Raw genomic sequence first — 24998 nt, 5'->3', positions numbered from 1 at the left:
TTAGTGCAGGCTGGCCAGCAGCACCGCGGCGCAGACCACGAACACCGCACCGCCGAGGGCCGCGACGAAACAGCCCTCGGCCACGATCAGCGCGGTCTTCCAGCGGATCGCCGCCAGCGTCGCCACCACCGCCAGCGCCAGTGGGCCGACCGGGGCGAACAGCCACAGGCCCAGCAGCGGCGACATCGCCACAAGCCCCAGCGCCACACCGACCACCAGCAGCGGTGAATCGGTGTCCACCGGAGGGGCCGGCGCCCCGCGGCGCTCCCACGACGTGGACCGTGACACGGCGCTACGGCCCCCCGCCCCAGAGAGTCCCGCCCGCGAGCCCCCCGAGCGCGGCGACCGGGGCGAGCGCCAGCCAACCGCCGCCGGCCGCCACCAGCATCGCCAGCCCGGCGGTGGCCACCGCAGACCGGCCGGCGCGCAGCAGCACCGCGCCGAGCAGGACCAGCGCCACCGAGATCACGACGAAGGGGGCCCACCGCTGCGGGTCGGCCAGCACGGCGGTCGCGCCGAGCGCCCAATATCCGCCGCCGACAATGGCGCCCAGATAGCTGCCCCGTCGCCAGCGCACCGGCGACCGGCCGCCGTTCACGCTGCCCATCGGATCCCTCCCAACCGTTCGTCGGCGGTGCGCCAGATGCTACCGGGGCGTCCGCGGCGGCGCCGGTGCTCGCCCCGCCCACTAAGCTGTCGGTCGTGACCTCTGGGCCCACCGAACACCTCGACGACCACCTCGACACCGTCGCGCACGCCGCCGACACCCCCGATCACCCGCAGCCGTTCGGCGAGCTCGGCCTCAAAGACGACGAGTACGCCCGCATCCGCGACATCCTGGGCCGGCGTCCCACCGACGCCGAGCTGGCCATGTACTCGGTGATGTGGAGCGAGCACTGCTCGTACAAGTCCTCCAAGGTGCATCTGCGCTACTTCGGGCAGACCACCACCGAGGCGATGCGCGAGGCGATGCTCGCCGGGATCGGCGAGAACGCCGGCGTGGTCGACATCGGCGACGGCTGGGCGGTCACCTTCAAAGTGGAATCGCACAACCACCCGTCCTACGTGGAGCCCTACCAGGGCGCGGCGACCGGGGTGGGCGGCATCGTGCGCGACATCATGGCGATGGGCGCGCGACCGGTCGCGGTGATGGACCAGCTGCGCTTCGGTGCCGCCGACGCCCCCGACACCCGCCGGGTGCTCGACGGGGTGGTGCGCGGCATCGGCGGCTACGGCAACTCCCTGGGCCTGCCCAACATCGGCGGCGAGACCGTCTTCGACGCCAGCTACGCGGGCAACCCCCTGGTCAACGCGCTGTGCGTGGGCGTGCTGAAAAAGGAGGATCTGCACCTGGCGTTCGCCTCGGGTGTGGGCAACAAGATCATCCTGTTCGGGGCGCGCACCGGTCTCGACGGGATCGGCGGGGTCTCGGTGCTGGCCAGCGACACCTTCGCCGGCGACGAGGCCGGCGCCGGACGCAAGAAACTGCCCGCCGTGCAGGTCGGTGACCCGTTCACCGAGAAGGTCCTCATCGAGTGCTGCCTGGAGCTCTACTCCGCCGGGCTGGTGGTCGGCATCCAGGACCTCGGTGGGGCGGGATTGGCTTGCGCTACTTCGGAATTGGCCGCAGCGGGGGATGGCGGCATGGCGATCGAGTTGGACAAGGTGCCGCTGCGCGCGACCGGGATGACCCCGGCGGAGGTGCTCTCCAGCGAATCGCAGGAACGCATGTGCGCGGTGGTCACCCCGGACAACGTGGAACGATTCCTGGCGGTCTGCGCCAAATGGGACGTGCTGGCCACGGTGATCGGGGAGGTCACCGACTCCGACCGGCTGCAGATCACCTGGAACGGCGAGACCGTGGTCGACGTGCCGCCGCGCACCGTGGCCCACGAGGGGCCGGTCTACCAGCGCCCGCTGGCCCGCCCGGCCGGCCAGGACGCACTCAACGCCGACACCACCGCCGGGCTGCCCCGACCGGCCACCGGCGACGAACTGCGCGCCACCCTGCTGGCGCTGCTGTCCAGCCCGCACCTGTGCAGCCGGGCGTTCATCACCGAACAGTACGACCGCTACGTGCGCGGCAACACCGTGCTGGCCGAGAACGCCGACGGCGGTGTGCTGCGCATCGACGAGCAGACCGGCCGCGGCATCGCCGTGGCCACCGATGCGTCGGGCCGCTACACCGCCCTGGACCCCTACACCGGGGCGCAGCTGGCGCTGGCCGAAGCCCACCGCAACGTCGCGGTCACCGGCGCCACCCCGATCGCGGTCACCAACTGCCTGAACTTCGGCTCCCCGGAAGACCCCGGGGTGATGTGGCAGTTCGCCGAGGCGGTGCGCGGACTGGCCGACGGCTGTGCCGCACTGGGGATCCCGGTCACCGGCGGCAACGTCAGCTTCTACAACCAGACCGGGGCGACGGCGATCCTGCCCACCCCGGTGGTCGGGGTGCTCGGCGTGATCGACGACGTGGACCGGCGCATCCCCACCGCATTCGGCACCGAGCCGGGCGAGACCCTGATGCTGCTGGGGGAGACCCGCGACGAGTTCGACGGCTCGATCTGGGCGCAGGTCGTCGCCGACCACCTCGGCGGGCGGCCCCCGGCCGTCGACCTGGGCCGCGAGAAGCTCCTCGCGCAGGTCCTCACCGCCGCCTCCCGCGACGGGCTGGTCTCCGCCGCCCACGATCTGTCCGAGGGCGGGCTGATCCAGGCGGTGGTGGAATCGGCGCTGGCCGGCGAGACCGGCTGCCGCATCGTGCTTCCCGACGGCGTCGACCCGTTCGCGTTCCTGTTCTCCGAATCGGCCGGCCGGGTGCTGGTGGCGGTGCCCCGCACCGAGGAGAGCCGGTTCACCGCCATGTGCGAGGCCCGCGGGCTGCCGGCGGTGCGCATCGGGGTGGTCGACCAGGGCTCGGACGCCGTGGAGGTGCAAGACCAGTTCGCGGTGCCGCTGGCCGAGTTGCGCGACGTCTCCGAGGGCGTGCTGCCCGGGCTGTTCGGATGAACCGCGTTCGATGATCACCCCGGCCACCGGGCTGCGCCGGCACCCGTTGCTGGTGTGGGCATGGCGGCTGCTGCGGCTGCACTTCGTCGGGGTGGCGTTCGGGGCGTTGCTGTTCTGCCTGTCACTGACCCCGTCGCTGCTGCCGCGCGACTGGATGTTCCAGGGTTTGATCGGCGGCATCAACGCCGCCATCGGCTACGCGCTCGGGGTGGCGGTCGCCGCGGTGGTCGATCGCCTGGTGCTGCGCAACGCCGCCTGGTGGCCCCCGTCGCCGGCGCTGCTGTGGGCGCTGAAGGCCGTGGTCGTGATCGTCGCCCCGCTGGCCTGCGTGTTGATGCTGATCCCGGCCGCGGCCTGGCAACGCCAGGTGTCGGCGCTGATGGATCTTCCCGGCCCCACCACCGCCGGCTACCTGCGCACCCTGCTGGTGGCGGCCGCGGTCGCCGCGGCGCTGGTGGCGGCGGCGCGGGTGATCCTCGACGCGATCAAACTGGTGGCGCGCATGCTGATCCGCCGCTGGCGGCTGCACAGCGAGGTGGCGATGTTCATCGGCACCGCGATCGTGGTGGTGCTGCTGGTGGCGCTGTTCAACGGCGTGCTGGTGCGCGGGTTCTTCGTCGGCGCGAACGCCATGTTCGAGCCGCGCAACAGCGCCACCGATCCGGGCGTGACCCAGCCGCACATTCCGCAGCGCTCCGGCAGCCCCGCGTCGCTGGTGGACTGGGACAGCCTCGGCCGGCAGGGCCGCAACTTCGTCGCCGGCGGCCCGCACGTCGACGAGCTGAGCCGGCTCAACGGCGCCCCGGCGCGTGAACCGATCCGGGTCTACGCCGGGCTGCACAGCGCCGACGACGACACCGAACGGATGGCGCTGCTCATCGGCGAGCTGGAACGCACCGGCGCCGCCGAGCGTCAACTGCTGGTGATCGTGCCGACCACCGGCACCGGCTGGGTCAACCCGATGGCCGCCGATGCGCTGGAGATGATGTACAACGGCGACACCGCGCTCGTCGCGGTGCAGTACTCCTACCTGCCGAGCTGGATCTCCTTCCTCGGCGACGAACAGAAGTCGCTGGCCGCCGGCCGGATGCTGATCGAGACGGTGCGCAGCTGGTGGTCCCGGCTGCCCGCCGGACACCGGCCCAAACTCGCCCTCTACGGCGAGAGCCTGGGTGCGCTGGCCGGGCAGGGCGCGTTCAGCTGGCTGCCCGAGATCACCGACAGCGGCTTCGACGCCGTGCTGTGGGTGGGCCCGCCCAACGCCAGCCGGCTCTGGCATGAGCTGCTCGCCCGCCGCGACCCCGGCACCCCGGCGGAGCAGCCGCGCTACGACAACGGACGCACCGTCCGGTTCTCCACCGCCGCCGATCCCGCGGCGATCGCCGCGACCGCCGCGCCGCCCTGGCCGGGAACCCGCGTGCTGTTCCTGCAGCACCCCTCCGACCCGGTCGTGTGGTGGTCGCCGGATCTGCTGTTCTCCGAACCGGATTGGTTGGCCGAGCCGCCCGGCGCCGATCGCACCGCGTCGATGCGCTGGTATCCGATCGTCACGTTCTGGCAGGTCGCGTTCGACATCACCAACGGGGAGGCGGCGCCGCCGCGGCACGGCCACAACTACGGCGACGGCGTGCTCGACGGCTGGGTGGCGGTGCTCGCGCCCGAGGGCTGGAGCGCCGCCGACACCGAACGGCTGCGCGCCGCCCTGCACGACGACGCGGTCATGGCGGTGCCGTGAGCACCCGGGGGCCGCGCGGGCGGACGCTGGGCCTGGCCGTCGGGCTGCTCGGCTGGAGTGCGGTGGGTCCGCGGCTGCCGCACCGGTGGCGCGCACCGCTGCAGGCCGGCGCCGCCACCGTGTTGGCGCTGACCAGCCCGGCCAGCCTCGGCCTGGGTCCGCCGGCGCTCTGGCCGGGTCTGCGCTGGGGGGCTCCGGTGGCCGCCGGGGCGGCCGCCGCGGTGGCCGCCACCACGGTGCTGCCGCCGGTGCGCCTGGCGATGGGCGCGCGGGAGCTGCCGCCGATCACCCCGTGGCTGATCTGGCAGATCCCGGTCGGCACGGTGTGGGCCGAGGAGAACGCCTACCGGGGTGCGCTCGGGTCGACCGCGGCCGCCGCGTTCGGACCCGCACGCGGCCGGCTGCTGCAGGCGGTGACCTTCGGGCTCTCCCACGTCCCCGACGCCCGCCGGGCCGGGGACCCGGTGCTGGCGACCGTGCTGGCCACGGCGGCGGCCGGGTGGCTGTTCGGCTGGCTCGCCGACCGCACCGGCAGCCTGGCCGCCCCGATGCTGGCGCATTTGGGCATCAACCAGTCCGGGGCGCTGGCCGCCCTCGGTGTGCAACGACGGGCGGTGCGCTGAACCGATGCCCCCACCCCCGGTCGATCCCGCCGCCACCCGGGCCGCGGTGGCCGCCGTCGCCGACTGGCTGCGAGCCGAGCCCGCCGACGCGGTCGCGGCGCCGGTGCGCACCGAGCTGGCCGCCGCGGTACGGCTGAGCGCGCGGACCCTGGCCGCCGCGGCGCCCGGCGCCAGCGTGGAGGTGCGCATCCCCCCGTTCGCGGCGGTGCAGTGCGTGGCGGGGCCGCGGCACACCCGCGGCGCCCCGCCCAACGTCGTGGAGACCGACCCGCGCACCTGGCTGCGGCTGGTGTGCGGACTGGTCGACCTGCCCACCGCCGAGGCCGCCGGTGTGATCCAGCTCTCCGGTGTTCGCGCAGGTGAGATAGGTCGGTGGCTGCCGTTGATGCGCCTGACCGGCGAAGCCGGTTACACTGCGAACCGTCACTGACCCCGCGCCAGGGAGCCGCCGAACATTGTGACCGCCGAGCAGCCGCCAGCCGAGGAGAATCCGCCCCGCGAGGAGTGCGGCGTATTCGGGGTATGGGCCCCCGGCGAGGAAGTCGCCAAGCTCACCTACTACGGGCTCTACGCCCTGCAGCACCGCGGCCAGGAGGCCGCCGGCATCGCCGTCGCCGACGGCGCGCAGATGCTGGTGTTCAAGGACCTGGGGCTGGTCAGCCAGGTCTTCGATGAGCAGACGCTGGCCGCCATGAGCGGTCACGTCGCGATCGGGCACTGCCGCTACTCCACCACCGGCTCCACCACCTGGGAGAACACCCAGCCGGTGTTCCGCAACACCGCCGCGGGCACCGGGGTGGCGCTCGGCCACAACGGCAACCTGGTCAACACCGCCGAGCTGCTCGCCCGGGCGCGCGAGGCCGGGCTGCTGGCCACCAACGGCGCCGACGCGGCCACCACCGACTCCGATGTGCTCGGCGCGCTGCTGGCGCACGGGTCCGGCGACGCCAGCCTCGAGCAGGCGGCGCGGGAGCTGCTGCCCACCGTGCGCGGCGCGTTCTGCCTGACGTTCATGGACGAGGACACCCTCTACGCGGCCCGCGACCCGTGGGGGGTGCGGCCACTGTCGCTGGGACGGCTGGACCGCGGCTGGGTGGTGGCCTCGGAGACCGCGGCACTGGACATCGTCGGGGCCTCGTTCGTGCGCGACATCGAACCCGGGGAGCTGCTGGCCATCGACGCCGACGGGGTGCGCTCCACCCGCTTCGCGCAACCCAACCGCAAAAGCTGCGCGTTCGAGTACGTTTATCTGGCCCGCCCCGACTCCACCCTGGCCGGCCGCTCGGTGCACGCCACCCGCGTGCAGATCGGCCGGATCCTGGCCCAGGAGGCCCCGGTCGAGGCGGACCTGGTGATCGGGGTGCCCGAATCGGGTACGCCGGCCGCGGTCGGCTACGCCCAGGAGTCCGGCATCCCGTTCGGTCAGGGCCTGATGAAAAACGCCTACGTGGGGCGCACGTTCATCCAGCCGTCGCAGACGATCCGGCAACTGGGCATCCGGCTCAAACTCAACCCGTTGAAGTACGTGATCCGCGGGCAACGGCTCATCGTCGTCGACGACTCGATCGTGCGGGGCAACACCCAGCGGGCGCTGGTGCGGATGCTGCGCGAGGCCGGTGCCCTGGAGGTGCACGTGCGCATCGCCGCGCCGCCGGTGAAGTGGCCGTGCTTCTACGGCATCGATTTCGCCTCGCGGGCCGAGCTGATCGCCAACGTCGTCGAGGACGAGGAGCAGATGGTCGAGGCGGTGCGGCGCACCATCGGCGCCGACAGCCTCGGCTACGTCTCCCAGGAGGGCATGGTCGCCGCGATCGAACAGCCGGCGACCCGGCTGTGCGCCGCCTGCTTCGACGGCAACTATCCGATCGCTCTGCCCGAGGAGACCGCGCTGGGCAAAAACGTGGTCGAACAGATGCTGGCCACCACCGCCCGCGGCGCGGCCCGCGCCGCCGACACCGGGGCCGGCGCCGTCGCACCGCGCTCCGAGTCGGTCTGAGCCGCCCCCGGCGCACCGACCGCGCTGGCCGGGCCACCGGCGCGCCCCGGTAGCCTCTATCTCGATGACGAAGCGCGACGCAAACCCCGGCGACCGGGGCGATCACGGGGTGACCTACGCGGCGGCCGGGGTGGACATCGAGGCCGGTGAGCGCGCCGTCGACCTGTTCAAGCCGCTGGCGGCCAAGGCCACCCGCCCGGAGGTCCGCGGCGGTCTCGGCGGATTCGCCGGACTGTTCTCGCTCAAGAGCGGCTACCGCGAGCCCATCCTGGCCGCCTCCACCGACGGGGTGGGCACCAAGCTGGCGATCGCGCAGGCGATGGACAAACACGACACCGTCGGGCTGGACCTGGTCGCGATGGTCGTCGACGACCTGGTGGTCTGCGGTGCCGAGCCGCTGTTCCTGCAGGACTACATCGCGGTCGGCCAGGTGGTGCCCGAGCGGGTCAGCGCCATCGTCGCCGGCATCGCCGACGGCTGCGTGCAGGCCGGGTGTGCGCTGCTGGGTGGGGAGACCGCCGAGCATCCCGGCCTGATGGACCCCGACCACTACGACATCTCGGCGACCGGGGTGGGCGTGGTCGAGGCCGACGACGTGCTCGGGCCCGACCGGGTCAAACCCGGCGACGTGCTGATCGCGATGGGCTCCTCGGGCCTGCACTCCAACGGGTATTCACTGGCCCGCTCGGTGCTGCTGGAGATCGACCGGATGGACCTCGGCGGGCACGTCGAGGAGTTCGGCCGGACCCTCGGCGAGGAGCTGCTCGAACCGACCCGGATCTACGCCAAGGACTGCCTGGCGCTGGCCGCCGAGACCCAGGTGCGCACCTTCTGCCACGTCACCGGCGGCGGGCTGGCCGGCAACCTGGACCGGGTGATCCCGGTCGGGCTGCAGGCCGAATTGGATCGGGGCACCTGGACCCCGGCGCCGGTGTTCGCGATGATCGCCCAGCGCGGCCGGATCACCCGCGCCGAGATGGAGAAGACGTTCAACATGGGTGTCGGCATGGTGGCCGTGGTGGCCCCGGAGGACACCGATCGGGCCCTGGCGATCCTGACCGCCCGTCACCTCGACAGCTGGGTGCTCGGCACCGTCAACAAGAGCAGCAAGCGCAGCGCCCGGGCACGCCTGGTCGGACAGCATCCGCGGTTCTGATCAGGTGACGGGCCCGGCCCGGTGGGGATGGTCTGCGACCGGGTCAGCGACGCCAGTCGTCGTCGACCCACCGGTCGTCGCCGTCGCGGTCGCCTGCACCCGACCCGGACAACTCGCGCTGAAGCCGCTCCAAATCCGTCTGCGGAGCGTTGTATTTCAGCTCTCGAGCAACCTTCGTCTGCTTTGCCTTCGCCCGGCCGCGGCCCATCGGGGGACCCCCTCGCGCAATAACGGAGCGGCCCAACACGGTAGGCGGCTCCGATCTGTGTCTGTGTATCGTCCTGCCGACAGCTTACCGTGCTCCCCGCGGGCACGTGCCAACGGTCAGCGGTTGGTCACCGCCCGCGCAGCCGCTCCACCGCCAGCCGACCCGCCCCGGGGGCGTCCGGCGGGGGCAGCGAATCGGCGTCGATCACGGCGGCGACCTCGTTGTTCTCCCCGGTAGCCAGGGCGGTGTCGGCCGGCAGTGCCCGTTTGAGCAGCGCCAGCGCGATCGGGCCCAACTCGTCGTGGTCGACCACGGTGCCCAGCCGTCCGACCGGGCGGCCCCCGGCGGTGACCGGGTCGCCGGGGGCGGGCCGGTCCACCGACCCGTCGAGGTGCAGCAACGCCAGCATCCGCGGGGGTTTGCCCAGGTTGTGCACCCGGGCGACGGTCTCCTGGCCGCGGTAGCAGCCCTTGTTCAGGTGCACCGCCCCGACACCCGGCCCGCCGATCCAGCCCACCTCGTGCGGGATGGTCCGCTCATCGGTGTCGACCCCGAGGCGGGGGCGCACCGCGGCGACCCGATGCGCCTCGAACGTCCACACCCCGGCCGGTGACACCCCGGCGGCGGCGAGGCGCTCGCGCAGCCCGGCGACCTGGTCGCGGGGCACCAGAACGTCGAACTCGGGTGCGCCGTCGCCGGCGCTGGGCATGCGCCGGATCAGCCCGCCGGACGGCAGCGCGATCGCGGCGGTGGCGTCGGGCAGCGCGGCGATCCCGAGGGCAGCCGGCACCGCCGGATCGGTCAGGCCGGGGCCCAGCAGCGAGAGCACCGCCAGGTCGCTGGCCTGCAGCGTCACCTCCGCCCAGAACACCATGCTGGACAGGTAGCCCAGCAGCGCCTCACCGCGCCCCGGTTCGGTGTCCAGGTAGCTCACCGCCGCCAGGTCGGTCTGGATCCAGTGATCTTGCACACGTCCCTGGCCGTCCAGGCAGAGGTTGTCCACGGTCGCGCCGTCGGGCAGGTCGGCGACGTGCTGGGTGCACAGGGTGTGCAGCCAGCTCAGCCGGTCGGGCCCGGTGATGGTCAGCACCGGCCGGTGCGAGCGGTCGATCATCACCGCGGCGGTCCGCGCGCTGCGTTGTTCGCTCAGCGGGTCCCCGTAGTGCCAGATCGCTCCGGCGTCGGGTCCGGTGTCGGGGGCGGGTACAGGGGGCACACCTCAACTGTACGAGCGTCCCAGTCGGGGGGTGGCCCGGGTGCGCGGAGAACCCCGGAAATAAGTTGACTACGCAACTAGTTGTGGGGGGTGAGGCACATCAGGCATCCCCGGCGCGGGCGACCGCGTCGCGGCGAGAGGAGGACAATCGTGTCCGGTATGCAGTTCGGGATCTTCACCGTCGGCGACGTGACCGCCGACCCGACCACCGGCGCCACCCCGAGCGAGGCGCAGCGCATCCGCGATACCGTCGCGATCGCCAAGAAGGCCGAGGAGGTCGGGCTCGACGTGTTCGCCACCGGCGAGCACCACAACCCGCCGTTCGTGCCGTCGTCGCCGACGACGCTTCTGGCCTACATCGCCGCCCAGACCGAGCGGATTCAGCTGTCGACGGCGACGACGCTGATCACCACCAACGACCCGGTGAAGATCGCCGAGGACTTCGCCGTGCTCCAGCACCTGGCCGACGGCCGGGTCGACGTGATGCTCGGGCGCGGCAACACCGGTCCGGTGTATCCGTGGTTCGGCAAGGACATCCGCGCCGCGATCCCGCTGACCGTGGAGAACTATCGGCTGCTGCGCCGGCTGTGGCGCGAGGACGTCGTCGACTGGAGCGGGGAGCACCGCACCCCGCTGCACGGGTTCACGGCGGTGCCGCGCCCGCTGGACGGCGTGCCGCCGTTCGTCTGGCACGGGTCGATCCGGTCCCCGGAGGTCGCCGAGCTGGCCGCCTACTACGGCGACGGGTTCTTCGCCAACCACATCTTCTGGCCGGCCTCGCACACCAAACGGATGGTGCAGCTGTACCGGCAGCGCTACGCCCACCACGGGCACGGCGACCCCGAGCAGGCGATCGTCGGGTTGGGCGGGCAGATCTTCATGCGCCGCAACAGCCAGGACGCGGTCGCGGAGTTCCGGCCCTACTTCGACAACGCACCGGTGTACGGCCACGGCCCGTCGCTGGAGGAGTTCAGCGCCCAGACCCCGCTGACGGTCGGCTCCCCGCAGGAAGTGATCGACAAGACCCTGGGCTTCCGCGACTACGTCGGTGACTACCAGCGTCAGCTGTTCCTCGTCGACCACGCCGGGCTGCCGCTGAAGACCGTGCTCGAACAGCTCGACCTGCTCGGCGAGGAGGTCCTGCCGGTGCTGCGCGCCGAGTTCGCCAGCGGGCGCCCCGCGCGGGTTCCCGACGCCCCTACCCACGCGGCGCTGGTGGCCGCGGCCGCCGAGGCCGACACCGCGGCGCAGGTGCAGTCATGACGGCGCTGGCGGTGGTCAGCGCCGGCCTGCGGGAGCCGTCATCGACCCGGCTTCTGGCCGACCGGCTCGCCGCGGCGGTGCGGGCGGCGCTGCCCGACGGGCCGGTCGAGGTCACGGTGATCGACCTGCGGCGTGTGGGCCGGGCGATCATCGACGCGATGCTCACCGGGGTGCCCACCCCGGAACTGGACGCGGCGTTCGACGCCGTCGCCGGCGCCGACGGGCTGATCGCGGTCACCCCGGCGTTCAACGCCTCGTTCAGCGGCCTGTTCAAGGCGTTCTTCGACGTGCTGCCCGAGAAGAGCCTGCGGCAGATGCCGGTGCTGATCGCCGCGACCGGCGGCACCGAACGCCATTCCCTGGTGCTCGACCACGCCGTGCGTCCGCTCTTCGCCTACCTGGGCGCCCTGGTCGCCCCGACCGGTGTCTACGCCGCGACCGCCGACTTCGGCGCCCACCGGGGTGCCCTGTCGGAGCGGATCGCCCGGGCGGCGGCGGAGTTCGCCGGGCTGCTGGACACCGCCGGGCCCCGGCAGCGCCGCGACGGCGGGGCCGACGAGCTGGCCACCATGCAGCGACTGCTGGCCGGCACCGGGACCGGTCAGTGAACCGGCCCCGGCGCCGCCGTACTGTCGAGGCGACCGACCACCGAGTGAACGGACGACACCCCCATGGGACACCCGGCCCCGCACCGCCGTGACCCGGCCGAGCCCCGGCCGGGCGTGATCGTCACCCTCGACGGCCAGACCCACCCGCTGGATGCGCCGCTGCTCTACGCCGACGACCTCGCGGCGCTGCGCGGCGACGGGGTCTTCGAAACGCTGCTGGTCCGCGGCGGCCGGGCCTGCCTCGTGGAGGCCCACCTGCGCCGGCTGGCCGGGTCGGCGGAGCTGATGGACCTTCCCGGGCCGGACGTGGCGGCCTGGCGCGACGCGATCGCCGTCGCGGTGGGTAGCTGGCCGCAGGACACCGAGGGGATCCTGCGCCTGATCTACAGCCGCGGGCGCGAGGGCGGGACCGAACCCACCCGCTACGTGATGCTCACCGCGGTGCCCGACCGGATCCACGACACCCGCGCCCACGGGGTGGCGGCGATCACGCTGCAGCGCGGGCTGCCCACCGGGGCGGAGTCGTGGCTTCTGGCAGGCGCGAAGACGCTGTCCTACGGGGTCAACATGGCCGCCCTGCGCCACGCCGCGCGCCGCGGCGCCGACGACGTGATCTTCATCGCCCCGGACGGCACGGTGCTCGAGGGGCCGCGCTCGACGGTGGTGATCGCCCAGCCCGACGGCGACGGCGTCCGGCTGCTCACCCCGCCGCACTCCCAGCCGATCCTGGAGGGCACCACCCAGCAGGCGCTGTTCACGGTCGCCGGCGCGGCCGGCTACTCCTGCGAATACCGCGGCCTGCAGGTCGCCGACCTGCTCGCCGCCGACGGGGTGTGGCTGGTCTCCAGTGTCACCCTCGCGGCGCGGGTGCACACCCTCAACGGCACCCGGCTGGCCACCCCGACCCGTGGTGAGGAGTTCACCGGCCTCGTCGCCGCCGCCGTCGCGTCGTGACGGCGGCGGTCAGCCGATGAACCGCGACAGCCGCGCCGACAGGTGCGGCATCAGGGCGCCGTCGGCGCCGATGCGTTCCTCCACGTAGGCCAGATCGCCGTCCTCGACGATGCCGTAGAGCCGTTTGGCGCCGCCGACCAGCAGCCCGGAGCGGCTGCGCGCCAGCGCATCGGTGCTCAGCTCCCAGGAGGACTGGCTGTGCGGGTGGCCGTAGAACAGTTCGACGTAGCCGACCGAGTGGGCCAGCAGCAACTCGATGGCCTGGCTCTCGGTGGGATCCTCGGGGTCGTCGACGAACCGCCAGAACCCCACCTCGCGCAGCCCGGGGCCGTGGTAGTCCCCGTCGTCGGTTTGGCGCCAGGTGCGCGACTCCCAGTTCAAGAAGTCGCCGCCGTCGTGGGAGACCACGATCTGCTGGCCGAACCGGTAGTCGCCGTCGGCGTCGCGGCCCTCGCCGTCACCGCGCCACACCCCGACCAGCGGCAGCAGGGCCAGCAGGGCGTCGTGCAGATCGGCGCCGTCGCGCAGATTCGCGGTGTCGGCCGGCGCGGGAAGGTCGTCGAAGGTCGGGATGTTGCGCCCGGCGGTGCGGTGGGCGCGCTGCGCCGCCGCGGCGATCGCACGGTCCCCCGAGCCGGGGGCCCGATCGGACGCGCTCACCGGCTCACGACTCGTCGGTCAATTGGCGGTAGAGCACATACAGCGCGAACCAGGTGATGACCAGGGTCGCCGATACCAGCAGAATCTCGAAGAACAGCACCACGGGTGCCAGTTTACGGTCCCGCTCACGCGATCTTGACGTCGACCTCGTGGATGCCCGCGCCGGTCGGCGCGATCGTCACATCGCCGTTGCCGACCGGGGAGAGCGCACGCAGCGTCCACGAGCCCGGCGCGGCGAAGAACCGGAAGTCCCCGGTGGCCGAGGCCACCACTTCGGCGGTGAACTCATCGGAGGCGTCGAGCAGACGCACGAACGCCCCGCCGACGGCCTGTCCGGAGCCGTCGACGACGCGACCGGTGATGACGGTCTCGGTCTCCGGGTCCACTCCGGCCGGCAAGGTCTGTCCTTGTTTCGGTGCAGAGCACATATTCAGCTTCCCAACTCGATCGGGGCACCCACCAGGGAGCCGTATTCCACCCAACTGCCGTCATAGTTTTTGACGTTCTTGTGGCCCAACAGTTCTTGCAGCACGAACCAGGTATGCGAGGAGCGCTCCCCGATCCGGCAGTAGGCGATGGTGTCGCGCTGCGGATCCAGGCCGGCGTCGGCGTAGATCGCGGTCAACTCCTCGTTCGACTTGAACGTGCCGTCCTCGTTGGCGGCCCGACTCCACGGCACGTTGATCGCCCCCGGAACGTGGCCGCGCTGCTGGCTCTGCTCCTGCGGCAGATGCGCCGGGGCGGAGATCTTGCCGGAGAACTCCTCCGGGGAGCGCACGTCGACGAGGTTGGCGGAGCCGATCGAGGCGATCACGTCGTCGCGGAACGCGCGGATGCTGTTGTCCAGCGGCTGCGCGGTGTAGGAGGTCGCCGGCCGGTTCACCGTCTCGGTCGACAGCGGACGCCCGTCGAGCACCCACTTCTTGCGGCCGCCGTCGAGCAGCCGGACATCGGCGTGACCGTAGGACTTGAAATACCAGTAGGCGTAGGCGGCGAACCAGTTGTTGTTGCCGCCGTAGAGGATGACGGTGTCGTCGTTGGCGATCCCGCGCTCGGAAAGCAGCTTGGAGAACTGTTGGGCGTCAACGAAATCCCGTTTCACCGGGTCCTGCAGGTCGTCGCGCCAGTCCAGTTTGACCGCCCCGGGCAGATGCCCGGTGTCGTAGGCGCTGACGTCTTCGTCGACCTCGACGAAGACGGTGTTGTCGGCGTCGAGGTGGTCCTGGGCCCACTGCGGGCTGACCAGGACGTCAGAACGGCTCATGAACGTATTCCTTTCGATTCAACGGTCAACGGCTCACCGAGCGCCACGCCGGGCCGACGGCGGGCCCGGGCGACCAGCGGGTAGAGCTGACAGCCCAGGCAGATCCCGAACGCTGCGTTGAGGAACGCCGCCGCCAACGCCAGCGCGGTCGCGACCACCCCGACCACCGGTGCGCCGGTGAGGAACCCGGCGACGGCGATGAGGCTGAAGACCAGCCCGACCAGTTGGGCGAAGCGCAACGGGGCGACCGGTTCCCGTTCGGTGGGCCCGGCGAGCCGCGGCGCCACCACCCGGGCGAACACCTGTCCGTAGGGGTGACGGCGCGGGCCGGCGAGGGCGCCGATCGCGAACACCGCCGCCTGCGCGGCGAGCACCGCCGCGCCGAGATGGGGGTCCGTCCCGGCGATCAGCAGACCGGCGGCCAGCACCACGGTGGTTACCCAGGCGGAAAAGCGCGGTCCGCGGACGTCGACGTCCGCGGGGGCGGCGGTGGTGATCGACATGATGTTGCTCCTGCTGCTCTGCTGTACCGGAAGGGAGGGATCAGCCCGAAACGGCTGCCCGGAGCGCGCAACGGAGCGCGCTGGTCAGCGACAGCGACAACAGCAGCAACCCGCAACGCGGCACAGATCGACTGCGCGGCGCTTGGTGAGCACAAGCTCAAGGCGGGCTAGCACGTCGGCCAGCCTACCCAATGGGGAGCCGGTCAAGCCAATAGCGCTGTGAGCGCCGCCCGCAGGTCCGCCGCCGAGGGCACCCCGGTGCTGCGGTACCGCTGCCGCCCGGCGGCGTCGAAGATGAACGTGGTGGGCAGCGACAGCACCGACAGGGCGCGGGCCGCGGCAGGGTCGGCGTCGATGTCGATCTCGGTGTGTGCGACCCCGTCGAGCTCGGCGCAGACCTGCTCGACGACCCGGCGCACGCCCGCGCACGGCCCGCACCAGGGGGCGGAGAAGTGCACCACCGTGGGCCCGTCGGCCGACAGGCCCAACGCGGTCGGGTCGACCACCGGGTCGGCGGTGGTGGCGGCGAGCACCCCGCGGCGGCGGGTCATCACCGCACCGGCGAGCGCGGCGATCGCCAGGGCGGCCGCCAGCGCCACCGCCGCGGTGATCACGGGCGCGGCCCCGGTGGACGGAACTGGGGCAAGGTGACGGTGACATCGTCGACGATGCCTTCGATGATCACCTCGGAGCCGCGGGCGCCCCAGCTGGTCGGCGCCACCGTGAACGGCAGCCGTTGATCGGGCAGCCGCGCGGCGAACGCCGCGAACACCGCGGTCTGACGATCCTCGGGAACATGCTGGTCGGCGGTGTCGGGGCCGGTGAGGATGCCGGTGGGGGTGATCACCAGCGTCGAACGGTCCGGGCCGGCCATCGTCAGGTCGACCGAGACACTGACCGGCCGGTGGAAGTCGGCGGCGGTGGGGGTGCCGGTGAACACCAGGCCCTCGCTGCGGGAGATCCCGGACTCGGTGGTGCCGCCGGTGGCGTCGTTGGTGTCCGCCGGCGGGGCCTCCACCATCAGATCCCGGATGCCCATGAACTGGCCCAGGTGACGTGAGTCGATGATGATCCGGCTCTCCAGGGTGCCGACGTGCAGCGTCGCGTCCGGCTCGATCAGCCACGACCGGTCGAGCAGGTCGATGTCGTGCATGGTGGCCTCCAGCGCGGCGCGCCCCACCCGCGGGTGGGCGACGTCGACGGCCTTGATCTCCAGCTCGCCGTAGCGGTCGGCGCGGGCCTGGGCGATGAACGGGAACCCCAGGATCGCCACGTTGGGGTCCGACTCGAGGTGCGCGGCGGTGCGCACCGACCGGGACAGCCGGTATTCGGCGTAAATGCTGGTCCCGAAGTCGATACCGACGGCGGCGAGCGCCACGGCCAGTACCGCCGCGAGCCCCACCGTCCACACCGTGCGCACCCGGACATTGTTCCCCACCGGGTTCCGCACCGGGTTCCCCCGGGGCCCCCGGTGGTCCCCCCGAGCCCCCACCCGGTGCCGGCTGTCTGTCGATCACCCCCCGCGGGGACGGGAAACAGCAGGTGGCACGGTATTGTGAGAGCACCTGGTGCGCAACGGAGTGTGGCCAAACGACGTAGGAAGAAGGGCCGGGAAACCGCGCCCCCGACGCTGGAGAGCTCTGTTGGACCTGTTGCTGCTCACCGCCGAACCCGCTCCCGACGCCGTTCTGCCGGCGTTGGGGCTGCTCACCCACACCGTGCGCACCGCGCCGATGACCGTGAACGCCCTGCTGGAAACCGACGAGGCCGACGTGGTGATCGTCGACGCGCGCACCGATCTGGTCGGGGCGCGCAACCTGTGCCGGCTGCTGGCCGGGACCGGGCGCACTGTCGCGGTGCTCGTCGTCATCGCCGAGGGCGGACTGGTGGCCGTCAACAGCGAATGGAACCTCGACGACCTGGTGTTGCCGACGACCGGGCCGGCCGAACTCGACGCCCGGCTGCGGCTGCTGGCCGGCCGGTCCGATCTCGTCGAGGAGACCCCGAGCAGCCAGATCGTGTTGGGCGAGTTGGTGATCGACGAGAACACCTACACCGCCCGGGTGCGGGGTCGCCCGCTGAACCTCACCTACAAAGAGTTCGAGCTGCTCAAGTACCTCACCCAGCATGTGGGCCGGGTCTTCACCCGGGTGCAGTTGCTGCAGGAGGTGTGGGGCTATGACTTCTTCGGCGGCACCCGCACCGTCGACGTGCACGTGCGACGGCTGCGGGCCAAACTCGGCCCCGAGTACGAGGCGGTGATCGGTACGGTCCGTAATGTCGGCTACAAGGCGGTGCGGCCCGCCCGCGGCCGCCACGCCGAGCAGTCCCCCGAGCCCCCCGACACCGGGGGCGACACCGGGGGCGACGACGAACCCGAACCGGAGATCTCCCCGCACCCATGAGCACCGACGCCTGGCTGACCGACCTCGATGCCCAGCAGCGCCGACAGGTCCGCGACCTGACCGCGGCCGCCGGCGCCGCCGACGGGGTGGCCCCGGTCGGCGACGCGGTGCTGCGCGCCCTCGACGGCGGGCACACCGATCACCTGCTGATCGAGCAGGACCAGCGGCTGGTCGCCTATCTCAACCTGGCGGCGCCGCGCGACGACGCCCCGGCGATGGCCGAACTGGTCGTCGCCCCGCCGGCGCGCCGCCGCGGTCTGGGTTCGGCGCTGATCGAGGCGGCCCTGGCCCGCAGTCAGGGCGGCGCGCAGTTCTGGGCGCACGGCACGCTGGCGCCGGCCGCGGCCACCGCCGCGGCGCTGGGGCTGGTGCCGGCCCGGGAACTGCTGCAGATGCGCCGCTCCCTGCGTGGACTGCCGCCGGTGCCGCCGACACCGTCCGGGGTCACCATCCGCAGCTACCGCGGCGCGGTCGACGACGCGGAGCTGCTGCGGGTCAACAACGCGGCGTTCTCCTGGCACCCCGAGCAGGGCGGCTGGAGCGAGGCCGACCTGGCCGATGAGATCCGCCAGCCGTGGTTCGACCCGGCGGGGCTGTTCCTGGCTTTCGAAGCCCCCGACGCCCCCGAAGCCCCCGGCCGGTTGCTGGGGTTTCACTGGACCAAGATCCACACCGATCAGCCCGGGGAGGTTGCAGGGGAGGTCGCCGGGGAGGTCTATGTGGTCGGGGTCGACCCGGCCGCCCAGGGCCGCGGGCTGGGCGCGGTGCTGACCGCGGTCGGCCTCGCCCACCTCGCCGAGCGGCTCGCCGAGGTGGCCGATCCGACCGTGCTGCTGTATGTCGAGGCCGACAACACCGCCGCGGTGCGCACCTACCGGCGGCTCGGCTTCGCGGTGCACAGCGTCGACACCGCCTACCGCGCCTGAGTCCGTGTTTACCTCGCGTTCATCACCGCCGCCTACCTTGCGGGGACGTCAGCCCGTCCGCTTGACCAACCCCAGGAAACGAGAGTGGTAAAGCTCACCGGCACCACGCTGATGGCGGCCGTCTCCACGGTGGCGATGGTGGTGCTCAGCGCCTGCGGCAGCGACGACAACCTCGGCGTGGACCCCGACCTGATCGGGGTGTCCATCGACTGCGGCGGCAAAGACGGGCTGACCGCGGAGGGGTCCACCGCCCAGCAGAACGCGATCGCGCTGTTCAACCAGACGTGGGGCCGGTTGTGCCCGGGCAAGAAGACCGCCTACAACCCGACCGGATCCGGGGCCGGGCGCGAGCAGTTCATCGCCGGCCAGGTCGATTTCGCCGGCTCGGACTCCCCGCTGGCCGACCGTCAGCGGCCCGCGGCCGAACGGCGGTGCGACGGGCACCCGGCCTGGAACCTGCCGCTGGTGATCGGACCGATCGCGTTGGTTTACCAGCTCGACGGGGTCGACACCCTGGTGCTCAGCCCGACCGTGCTCGCCGACATCTTCTCCGGGGTGATCACCACCTGGTCGGATCCGGCGCTGATGGCGCTCAACCCGGAGGCGGAGCTGCCCGATCTGGACATCACCGTGATCTCGCGGTCGGACTCCTCGGGCACCACCGACAACTTCCAGACCTACCTCGACATCGCCGCCCCCGGGCACTGGCAGGCCGGGGCCGGCACCGAATTCCAGGGCGGGGTCGGTGAGGGCGCCCAGAAATCGGCCGGGGTGGTGCAGGCGGTGCGGGCCACCCCCGGCGCGCTGGGCTACGTGGAGAAGGGGTTCGCCGATCAGGCGTCGCTGAGCTACGCCGCCATCGACAGCGGGCACGGCCCGGTGGCGCTGACCGCCGAGTCGGCGGCGCGGGCGGTCGACGCCGCCCACTTCCGCGGCGACGGGCACGATCTGGTGCTGAACCTGGACTCGCTGTACGGCACCGCGGTGCCCGGCGCCTACCCGCTGGTGCAGACCACCTACGAGATCGTCTGCTCCGGCGGCTACCGGCCCGGCACCGCGGCGGCGGTCAAATCGTTTCTGATCGCCGCCGCCGAGCACGGCCAGCGGCCGTTGGTGGCCGCCGGCTACATCGCCCTGCCGGAGCGATTCAGCCAGCGGCTTGTAGCGTCGATCGAAGCGATCCGATAACCGATGTACCGGCGACCGCCGGTGCCCGAAGCGATGGCGATGGGGTACCGATGAGCACACCCAATCCGGCCGATGCCGGTTCGGGCGAGATCATCGCCGAGGCGGCCCTGCCGCGCACCCCACGGCTGATCGACCCGGGGCGGGCGGCCAAGGCCCGCCTCGGCGACCGGGTCTTCCGGGCCCTGGCGGTGGGCTCGGGGGTGTTCGTGGTCGCGCTGATCGCCTCGATCGGGGTGTTTCTGCTGTGGCGGGCGGTCCCGGCGCTGGCCCGCAACACCGAGAACTTCTTCACCTACGGCGGCAACTGGGTCACCACCGACACCGCGGCGATGCACTTCGGGATCGCCGAACTGCTGCAGGTGACCGTGTTCGTGTCGGTGGTCGCGCTGCTGCTGGCGATGCCGGTGGCCCTGGGGGTGGCGATCTTTCTCACCGCCTACGCCCCACGGCGCGCGGTCGCCCCGCTGTCCTACCTGGTCGACCTCCTGGCGGCGGTGCCGTCGATCATCTACGGCGTGTGGGGGCTGTATGTGCTCGCGCCGCGGCTGCGGCCGGTGGCGCTGTGGCTCAACGATCACCTCGGCGGGGTGTTCCTGTTCGCCACCGGCAACGCCTCGGTCGCCGGCGGCGGCACGGTGTTCACCGGCGGGATTGTGCTGGCGGTGATGATCCTGCCGATCATCGCCGCGGTCGCCCGGGAGGTGTTCGTGCAGACCCCGCAGGGCCAGATCGAGGCGGCGCTGGCGCTGGGCGCCACCCGGTGGGAGGTGGTGCGCACCACGGTGCTGCCGTTCGGTCGCTCCGGGTTCATCAGCGGCGCCATGCTGGGACTGGGCCGCGCCCTCGGGGAGACGATCGCGTTGCTGATCATCCTGCGCGGCACCCAGAAGGCGTTCGGGTGGTCGCTGTTCGACGGTGGGTTCACCTTCGCCGCGAAGATCGCGGCCACCGCCTCGGAGTTCAACGACCAGTACAAGGCGGGTGCCTATATCGCGGCCGGCCTGGTGTTGTTCGTGCTCACGTTCATGGTCAACGCCGCGGCGCGCGCGACCATTGCGGCGGGTGGCCGCCGATGACCTCGCTGCTGGACCGCCCGGTGAAGGAACGCACCTTCGCCGGGCTGAGCCGACGCCGGCGGTTCGCCGACCGGACGGCCACCGTGCTGGTCTCCGCGGCGATGCTGCTGGCGCTGGCGCCGCTGGTGTGGGTGCTCTACGCGGTGGTCACCAAGGGCTTCGCGGCGGTCTCCACCCGCACCTGGTGGTGGCACTCGCAGGCCGGGATGACCGCGTTCAACGCCGGCGGCGGGGCCTATCACGCGATCGTCGGGACCGTCCTGCAAGGCCTGGTGTGCGCGGCGATCTCCATTCCCATCGGCATCTTCGTGGCGGTCTACCTGGTCGAATACGGCGCCGGCACGCGGCTGGGCCGGTTGACCACGTTCATGGTCGACATCCTCACCGGGGTGCCGTCGATCGTGGCGGCGCTGTTCATCTACGCGTTGTGGGTGGCCACCCTCGGCTTCGAGCGGTCCGGGCTGGCGGTGTCGCTGTCGCTGGTGCTGCTGATGATCCCGGTGATCGTGCGCTCAGCCGAGGAGATGCTCACCATCGTCCCGGTCGATCTGCGTGAAGCCAGCTACGCGTTGGGCGTGCCGAAATGGAAGACGATCGTGCACATCGTCATCCCCACCTCGCTGTCGGGCATCGTGACCGGGATCATGCTGGCGCTGGCCCGGGTGATGGGGGAGACCGCGCCGCTTCTGGTGCTGGTCGGCTACGCGCAGTCGATGAACTTCGACATGCTTTCCGGTTTCATGGGATCGTTGCCCGGCATGATGTACGACGAGACCTCCGCGGGGGCGGGCACCAACCCGGTGCCCACCGACCGGATGTGGGGGGCGGGGCTGACCCTGATTCTGCTCATCGCCGTGCTGAACATCGCGGCCCGCCTCGGCGCGCGGCTACTGGCGCCGAAGAAGGTGTAGGAGGAACGTCGCGGTGGCCAAACGGTTGGACCTGAAGGAACTCAACGTCTACTACGGCGAGTTTCATGCGGTGGCCGACGTCTCGCTGTCGGTGGCGCCGCGCAGCGTGACGGCGTTCATCGGCCCGTCCGGGTGCGGCAAGTCCACGGTGCTGCGCACGCTCAACCGCATGCACGAGGTGGTCGCCGGTGCGCGGGTGGCCGGTTCGGTGCTGCTCGACGGGGAGGACATCTACGATCCCAGCGTCGACCCGGTCGGGGTGCGCAAGGCGATCGGCATGGTGTTCCAGCGGCCGAATCCGTTCCCCACCATGTCGATCCGCGACAACGTGGTGGCGGGGCTGAAACTGCAGGGGGTGCGCAGCCGCCGGCTTCTCGACGAGACCGCCGAGCACTCGCTGCGCGGGGCGAACCTGTGGAACGAGGTCAAAGACCGTCTGGACAAACCCGGCGGGGGGCTCTCCGGCGGGCAGCAGCAACGGCTGTGCATCGCCCGGGCGATCGCGGTGCAGCCCGATGTGCTGCTGATGGACGAGCCGTGTTCGGCGCTGGACCCGATCTCGACGATGGCGATCGAGGATCTCATCGCCAAACTCAAACAGGACTACACCATCGTCATCGTCACCCACAACATGCAGCAGGCCGCCCGGGTCAGCGACCAGACCGCCTTTTTCAACCTCGAGGCCGTCGGCAAACCGGGGCGTCTGGTGGAGATCGACGACACCGAGAGGATCTTCTCCAATCCGTCCCAGCGGGCCACCGAGGATTACATCTCGGGACGGTTCGGCTGACGGTGCGCCGCGCGGCGGTTACGACGGCGGCAGGGTGTCGTCGTCGGGGAACTTCCCGGTCGCCTGGAAGATGACACGGCGGGCCACCTCGACGGTGTGGTCGGCGAACCGCTCGTAAAACCGGCCCAGCAGGGTCACGTCGACGGCGGCGGCCACCCCGTGCTTCCACTCGCGGTCCATCAGCACGTTGAACAGATGGCGGTGCAGGTCGTCCATCGCGTCGTCTTCTTCGCCGATCTGGGCGGCCTTCTCCGGGTCGCGGGAGAGCAGAACCTCCTGGGCGCTGTTGCCCAATTCGACTGCGACGCGGCCCATCTCGGCGAAGTAGCCGTTGACCTCCTCGGGCAGCGCGTGCTGGGGGTGCCGGCGGCGGGCGATCTTGGCGACGTGCAGAGCCAACGCGCCCATGCGGTCGATGTCGGCGACCATCTGGATCGCCGAGACGATCGCCCGCAGATCCCCGGCGACCGGCGCCTGCAGGGCCAGCAGCACGAACGCGCTCTCCTCGGCGCGGGTGCTCATCGCCGCGATCTGTTCGTGGTCGGTGATCACCTGCTCGGCCAGCACCAGGTCGGCCTGTAGCAGCGCCTGGGTGGCGCGTTCCATGGCGGCTCCGGCCAGTCCGCACATGTCGGCGAGCTGTTCGGTCAGCCCGCTCAGCTGCTCGTGGTAGGCGGTGCGCATGCTCTCAACCTACCTGTCGGCCTCGGCTACTCGCAGGTGGTGTCACCGGCGTTGGTGATGGTCAGGTCCTCGGGAAGGTCGGTGGGCGGGGTCATGCTGGTCCGGCTCAGCGGCACACTGACCGGTGTCTCCGGCGCCGCGGGGGCGGCGACCGAGTGGAAATCGGAGCCGAGCACCACCTGCACCACCCGGCCCTTGCCGGTGTCGCGTTTGATCACCGAACCGGGGAAGGCCGAGGCCACGGTGACCGCGGCGCGTTCGTTGCCGGGGGAGAAGAACACCGTCGTGGTGCCCAGTTCGGTGATGTAGTCGTTGGGGCTCATGGTGTCGAAGTCGTACTGGTCGAGGCGCGAGGTGGCCGCCGCGGCGAGCCCGGACTCCTCGGTGGAGTTGGAGACCTGCACGGTGACCGAGTGGGGTGCTTCGGCGAGCGCGTCGACGTGTTCGGTGTCGGGGTTGGGGGCGGTGCTGCTGGTCGCGGCCGGGTCGACGGTCGGATCCTCACCGGGCAGCGGGTCGTCGTCGATGATCGCGTTGAACAGCGCCCGCATGTCGGCGGTGCGGGGCGGTTCGTCGCCGTTCTCGTCGGTCTCACCGGTGGGCACGGTGACGAACGTGATGTGGCCGGCGGAGACGCCTTGCACCGACTGGCCGAGGTCGACCAGGTCCTTGGTGGTCACGTTGTCGACGTAGCTGTCGGCGATGAACATGTTGACGACGTTGTTGAGCTTGGACAGGCTGAAGAAGGTGTCGCTGGAGATCAGTGCCCGCAGCAGCGACGACAGGAACAGTTGCTGGCGTTTGATGCGGCCGTAGTCGCCGTTGATCTCGGTGGTGACCTGGCGGGCCCGCACATAGTTCAGCGCGGTCGCCCCGTCGATGCGCTGGTGGCCGGCGTGGGCGAGCACCGTGCCCAGTTCGTAGTCCTCCAGCGGGGTGGTGGTGCACACCTCGACCCCGCCGAGAGCGTCGACCATCTTGGCGAACCCGGCGAAGTCGATCGCCAAGAACCGGTTGATCTGCAGACCCGACAGCTTCTGGATCGCCTTGACCAGGCATTTCGGCCCGCCGTAGGAGAACGTCGAGTTCAGTTTGGTGTCGGTGTAGATCCAGTCGTTGCCGTAGCCGCCGATCTGATCGTCGTAGATCGGCCCGTATTCACCGGTGTAGGGGTCCCAGGCCTCGCAGTACATCGGGCTGATCGCCAGGTCACGCGGGAACGAGACCGCGACCACCCGTTTCCGGTTGGCGGGGATGTTGACCAAGATGATGCTGTCCGAGCGGGCCCCGTCGGCGTCGTCGGTGTCCCCGGCGCCCATGTAGCTGTTCTCCCCGAGGCGGGTGTCGACCCCGACGATCAGGAAGTTCTCGTCGCCGAACTGGCCGTTGGGGTCGACGATGTCGCGGGAGTCGAAGTCCAGCGCCGCGATGGTGTTGAGGCTGTTGTTCTTCGAGGAGCTCCACTGCCACGCCCCGCCGGTCAACACCAGCGACAGCACGGCGATCAGGGCGGCCACCACCCGCCCGGCCGCCAACATGCGCCGCCGCGGCCGCGGGCGCGGCAGGTCGGCAGGGCGTGGGCCGGGGGGCCGGCGCGCGAAGATGCGCAGCGGCAGCCGCCGCGGGCGGGACGGCGCGGGGTCCACCGGCGGTGACACCAGCCGGTTCAGGTCGGGGACCTGGGTCGCCTCGGGTGCGCCCAGGGCCCGGAACCGCTCGGTGACCGCTTCGGCGGTCGGGTCGTGGGCCGGGGGGGACTTGACGACCGGTTCGGCGGGCTTGGCGGTGGGCTCGTCACCGGTGGGCTCAGCGGCAGCGGGGGC

28 protein-coding genes are annotated in these 24998 nt (G+C 71.6%); 15 read left to right on the top strand and 13 right to left on the bottom strand.

All coding sequences use genetic code 11. The annotated features are described in order from the left end of the window. Complete coding sequence (locus tag B8W67_RS07575) at positions 1-240, bottom strand: hypothetical protein (protein ID WP_069392982.1); 240 nt, start codon at positions 238-240, stop codon at positions 1-3. Positions 241-292: 52 nt separating this feature from the next. Continuing rightward, the gene (locus B8W67_RS07570; protein WP_069392983.1) at positions 293-607 is read right to left on the bottom strand and encodes a hypothetical protein; all 315 of its coding nucleotides are present in this window, start codon (positions 605-607) and stop codon (positions 293-295) included. A gap of 95 nt (positions 608-702) precedes the next feature. Between B8W67_RS07570 and purL the strand changes: the two genes are divergently transcribed. From purL to purM, 6 genes are all read left to right on the top strand, one after another. Beyond that, positions 703-3009, top strand: a complete 2307-nt coding sequence (gene purL, locus B8W67_RS07565; protein ID WP_069392984.1) for a phosphoribosylformylglycinamidine synthase subunit PurL — start codon at positions 703-705, stop codon at positions 3007-3009. A 10-nt stretch (positions 3010-3019) separates the two neighbouring features. Beyond that, a complete protein-coding gene (locus B8W67_RS07560) occupies positions 3020-4744 on the top strand; it encodes an alpha/beta hydrolase (RefSeq protein ID WP_069392985.1) in 1725 nt (574 codons plus the stop codon). Next, positions 4741-5367, top strand: a complete 627-nt coding sequence (locus B8W67_RS07555; protein WP_197747569.1) for an Rv0804 family intramembrane glutamic endopeptidase — start codon at positions 4741-4743, stop codon at positions 5365-5367. The genes B8W67_RS07560 and B8W67_RS07555 overlap by 4 nt, the downstream gene beginning before the upstream one ends. 4 nt (positions 5368-5371) lie before the next feature. Further along, a complete protein-coding gene (locus B8W67_RS07550; protein ID WP_069392986.1) occupies positions 5372-5797 on the top strand; it encodes a sterol carrier family protein in 426 nt (141 codons plus the stop codon). A 27-nt stretch (positions 5798-5824) separates the two neighbouring features. Further along, positions 5825-7363 (top strand): amidophosphoribosyltransferase, encoded by a 1539-nt coding sequence (gene purF / locus B8W67_RS07545; protein ID WP_069392987.1) that lies wholly within the window; start codon positions 5825-5827, stop codon positions 7361-7363. A 64-nt stretch (positions 7364-7427) separates the two neighbouring features. Beyond that, positions 7428-8519 carry a phosphoribosylformylglycinamidine cyclo-ligase gene (gene purM / locus B8W67_RS07540; protein WP_069392988.1) on the top strand — a complete coding sequence of 364 codons (1092 nt, stop codon included), beginning with the start codon at positions 7428-7430 and terminating at the stop codon, positions 8517-8519. Positions 8520-8562: 43 nt separating this feature from the next. Here the strand turns inward: purM and B8W67_RS07535 are convergent, their stop codons facing one another. Further along, entirely contained in the window at positions 8563-8727 is a 165-nt protein-coding gene (locus B8W67_RS07535; protein WP_084228948.1) for a DUF3073 domain-containing protein, read from the bottom strand. A gap of 127 nt (positions 8728-8854) precedes the next feature. After that, positions 8855-9943 (bottom strand): CAF17-like 4Fe-4S cluster assembly/insertion protein YgfZ, encoded by a 1089-nt coding sequence (ygfZ, locus tag B8W67_RS07530; protein ID WP_069392989.1) that lies wholly within the window; start codon positions 9941-9943, stop codon positions 8855-8857. A 159-nt stretch (positions 9944-10102) separates the two neighbouring features. On the opposite strand from ygfZ, the gene B8W67_RS07525 reads away from it, so the two are divergent. The 3 genes from B8W67_RS07525 (at position 10103) to B8W67_RS07515 (ending at position 12768) form a co-directional block, all read left to right on the top strand. Continuing rightward, a complete protein-coding gene (locus B8W67_RS07525; RefSeq protein ID WP_069392990.1) occupies positions 10103-11206 on the top strand; it encodes an LLM class flavin-dependent oxidoreductase in 1104 nt (367 codons plus the stop codon). Beyond that, the gene (locus B8W67_RS07520) at positions 11203-11814 is read left to right on the top strand and encodes a CE1759 family FMN reductase (RefSeq protein WP_085303280.1); all 612 of its coding nucleotides are present in this window, start codon (positions 11203-11205) and stop codon (positions 11812-11814) included. The genes B8W67_RS07525 and B8W67_RS07520 overlap by 4 nt, the downstream gene beginning before the upstream one ends. Before the next feature lie 114 nt (positions 11815-11928). Then, positions 11929-12768, top strand: a complete 840-nt coding sequence (locus tag B8W67_RS07515; protein ID WP_069393023.1) for an aminodeoxychorismate lyase — start codon at positions 11929-11931, stop codon at positions 12766-12768. A 9-nt stretch (positions 12769-12777) separates the two neighbouring features. Here the strand turns inward: B8W67_RS07515 and B8W67_RS07510 are convergent, their stop codons facing one another. From B8W67_RS07510 to lmeA, 7 genes are all read right to left on the bottom strand, one after another. Continuing rightward, entirely contained in the window at positions 12778-13428 is a 651-nt protein-coding gene (locus B8W67_RS07510; protein WP_069392992.1) for a heme-binding beta-barrel domain-containing protein, read from the bottom strand. Between the two features lie 125 nt (positions 13429-13553). Next, positions 13554-13856 carry a DUF1416 domain-containing protein gene (locus B8W67_RS07505; protein WP_069392993.1) on the bottom strand — a complete coding sequence of 101 codons (303 nt, stop codon included), beginning with the start codon at positions 13854-13856 and terminating at the stop codon, positions 13554-13556. A gap of 2 nt (positions 13857-13858) precedes the next feature. Continuing rightward, on the bottom strand, positions 13859-14692 hold the full coding sequence (locus tag B8W67_RS07500; protein ID WP_069392994.1) for a sulfurtransferase: 834 nt from the start codon (positions 14690-14692) through the stop codon (positions 13859-13861). Further along, on the bottom strand, positions 14689-15195 hold the full coding sequence (locus tag B8W67_RS07495; RefSeq protein ID WP_069392995.1) for a DUF4395 domain-containing protein: 507 nt from the start codon (positions 15193-15195) through the stop codon (positions 14689-14691). The genes B8W67_RS07500 and B8W67_RS07495 overlap by 4 nt, the downstream gene beginning before the upstream one ends. A gap of 84 nt (positions 15196-15279) precedes the next feature. Next, positions 15280-15369, bottom strand: a complete 90-nt coding sequence (locus B8W67_RS21670; protein ID WP_353612566.1) for an Ms5788A family Cys-rich leader peptide — start codon at positions 15367-15369, stop codon at positions 15280-15282. 29 nt (positions 15370-15398) lie between these two features. Further along, positions 15399-15806, bottom strand: a complete 408-nt coding sequence (locus tag B8W67_RS07490; RefSeq protein WP_069393024.1) for a thioredoxin family protein — start codon at positions 15804-15806, stop codon at positions 15399-15401. Further along, positions 15806-16633 (bottom strand): mannan chain length control protein LmeA, encoded by an 828-nt coding sequence (gene lmeA / locus B8W67_RS07485; protein WP_084228949.1) that lies wholly within the window; start codon positions 16631-16633, stop codon positions 15806-15808. Before lmeA ends, B8W67_RS07490 begins: the two co-directional genes overlap by 1 nt. Positions 16634-16838: 205 nt before the next feature. Between lmeA and B8W67_RS07480 the strand changes: the two genes are divergently transcribed. The 6 genes from B8W67_RS07480 to pstB all read left to right on the top strand — a co-directional run bounded on the left by B8W67_RS07480 (position 16839) and on the right by pstB (position 22491). Continuing rightward, positions 16839-17600 (top strand): winged helix-turn-helix transcriptional regulator, encoded by a 762-nt coding sequence (locus tag B8W67_RS07480; RefSeq protein ID WP_069392997.1) that lies wholly within the window; start codon positions 16839-16841, stop codon positions 17598-17600. Beyond that, positions 17597-18526, top strand: a complete 930-nt coding sequence (gene mshD, locus B8W67_RS07475) for a mycothiol synthase (protein WP_069392998.1) — start codon at positions 17597-17599, stop codon at positions 18524-18526. The genes B8W67_RS07480 and mshD overlap by 4 nt, the downstream gene beginning before the upstream one ends. 111 nt (positions 18527-18637) lie before the next feature. Further along, complete coding sequence (pstS, locus tag B8W67_RS07470; RefSeq protein ID WP_069393025.1) at positions 18638-19714, top strand: phosphate ABC transporter substrate-binding protein PstS; 1077 nt, start codon at positions 18638-18640, stop codon at positions 19712-19714. Positions 19715-19764: 50 nt separating this feature from the next. Then, the gene (gene pstC, locus B8W67_RS07465; protein WP_069392999.1) at positions 19765-20790 is read left to right on the top strand and encodes a phosphate ABC transporter permease subunit PstC; all 1026 of its coding nucleotides are present in this window, start codon (positions 19765-19767) and stop codon (positions 20788-20790) included. Further along, the gene (gene pstA, locus B8W67_RS07460; RefSeq protein WP_069393000.1) at positions 20787-21701 is read left to right on the top strand and encodes a phosphate ABC transporter permease PstA; all 915 of its coding nucleotides are present in this window, start codon (positions 20787-20789) and stop codon (positions 21699-21701) included. The genes pstC and pstA overlap by 4 nt, the downstream gene beginning before the upstream one ends. A 13-nt stretch (positions 21702-21714) precedes the next feature. Next, entirely contained in the window at positions 21715-22491 is a 777-nt protein-coding gene (pstB, locus tag B8W67_RS07455; RefSeq protein ID WP_069393001.1) for a phosphate ABC transporter ATP-binding protein PstB, read from the top strand. A gap of 18 nt (positions 22492-22509) precedes the next feature. Here pstB and phoU read toward each other — a convergent pair whose 3' ends face one another. Continuing rightward, the gene (phoU, locus tag B8W67_RS07450) at positions 22510-23175 is read right to left on the bottom strand and encodes a phosphate signaling complex protein PhoU (RefSeq protein ID WP_069393002.1); all 666 of its coding nucleotides are present in this window, start codon (positions 23173-23175) and stop codon (positions 22510-22512) included. A gap of 26 nt (positions 23176-23201) precedes the next feature. Further along, on the bottom strand, positions 23202-24998 hold a 1797-nt coding region (locus B8W67_RS07445), incomplete at its 5' end, for an LCP family protein (RefSeq protein ID WP_109561733.1).

It is taken from the genome of Mycolicibacillus koreensis (assembly GCF_002104795.1).
GTDB classification, from domain to species: domain Bacteria; phylum Actinomycetota; class Actinomycetes; order Mycobacteriales; family Mycobacteriaceae; genus Mycobacterium; species Mycobacterium koreense.
Note: the sequence above shows the minus strand (reverse complement) of the source record. Positions and strands in the feature narration are given on the sequence as shown.

Bases quoted from the DNA above. Each gene is read 5' to 3' on its own strand.
- mshD (WP_069392998.1), top strand. From the start codon at position 17,597: ATGAGCACCGACGCCTGGCTGACCGACCTCGATGCCCAGCAGCGCCGA.
- pstA (WP_069393000.1), top strand. From the start codon at position 20,787: ATGACCTCGCTGCTGGACCGCCCGGTGAAGGAACGCACCTTCGCCGGG.
- B8W67_RS07500 (WP_069392994.1), bottom strand. From the start codon at position 14,692: ATGAGCCGTTCTGACGTCCTGGTCAGCCCGCAGTGGGCCCAGGACCAC.
- B8W67_RS07520 (WP_085303280.1), top strand. From the start codon at position 11,203: ATGACGGCGCTGGCGGTGGTCAGCGCCGGCCTGCGGGAGCCGTCATCG.
- B8W67_RS07550 (WP_069392986.1), top strand. From the start codon at position 5,372: ATGCCCCCACCCCCGGTCGATCCCGCCGCCACCCGGGCCGCGGTGGCC.
- purM (WP_069392988.1), top strand. From the start codon at position 7,428: ATGACGAAGCGCGACGCAAACCCCGGCGACCGGGGCGATCACGGGGTG.
- phoU (WP_069393002.1), bottom strand. From the start codon at position 23,175: ATGCGCACCGCCTACCACGAGCAGCTGAGCGGGCTGACCGAACAGCTC.
- B8W67_RS07560 (WP_069392985.1), top strand. From the start codon at position 3,020: ATGATCACCCCGGCCACCGGGCTGCGCCGGCACCCGTTGCTGGTGTGG.
- pstS (WP_069393025.1), top strand. From the start codon at position 18,638: ATGGCGGCCGTCTCCACGGTGGCGATGGTGGTGCTCAGCGCCTGCGGC.
- B8W67_RS07505 (WP_069392993.1), bottom strand. From the start codon at position 13,856: ATGTGCTCTGCACCGAAACAAGGACAGACCTTGCCGGCCGGAGTGGAC.
- B8W67_RS07525 (WP_069392990.1), top strand. From the start codon at position 10,103: ATGCAGTTCGGGATCTTCACCGTCGGCGACGTGACCGCCGACCCGACC.
- pstC (WP_069392999.1), top strand. From the start codon at position 19,765: ATGAGCACACCCAATCCGGCCGATGCCGGTTCGGGCGAGATCATCGCC.
- B8W67_RS07495 (WP_069392995.1), bottom strand. From the start codon at position 15,195: ATGTCGATCACCACCGCCGCCCCCGCGGACGTCGACGTCCGCGGACCG.
- B8W67_RS07535 (WP_084228948.1), bottom strand. From the start codon at position 8,727: ATGGGCCGCGGCCGGGCGAAGGCAAAGCAGACGAAGGTTGCTCGAGAG.
- B8W67_RS07570 (WP_069392983.1), bottom strand. From the start codon at position 607: ATGGGCAGCGTGAACGGCGGCCGGTCGCCGGTGCGCTGGCGACGGGGC.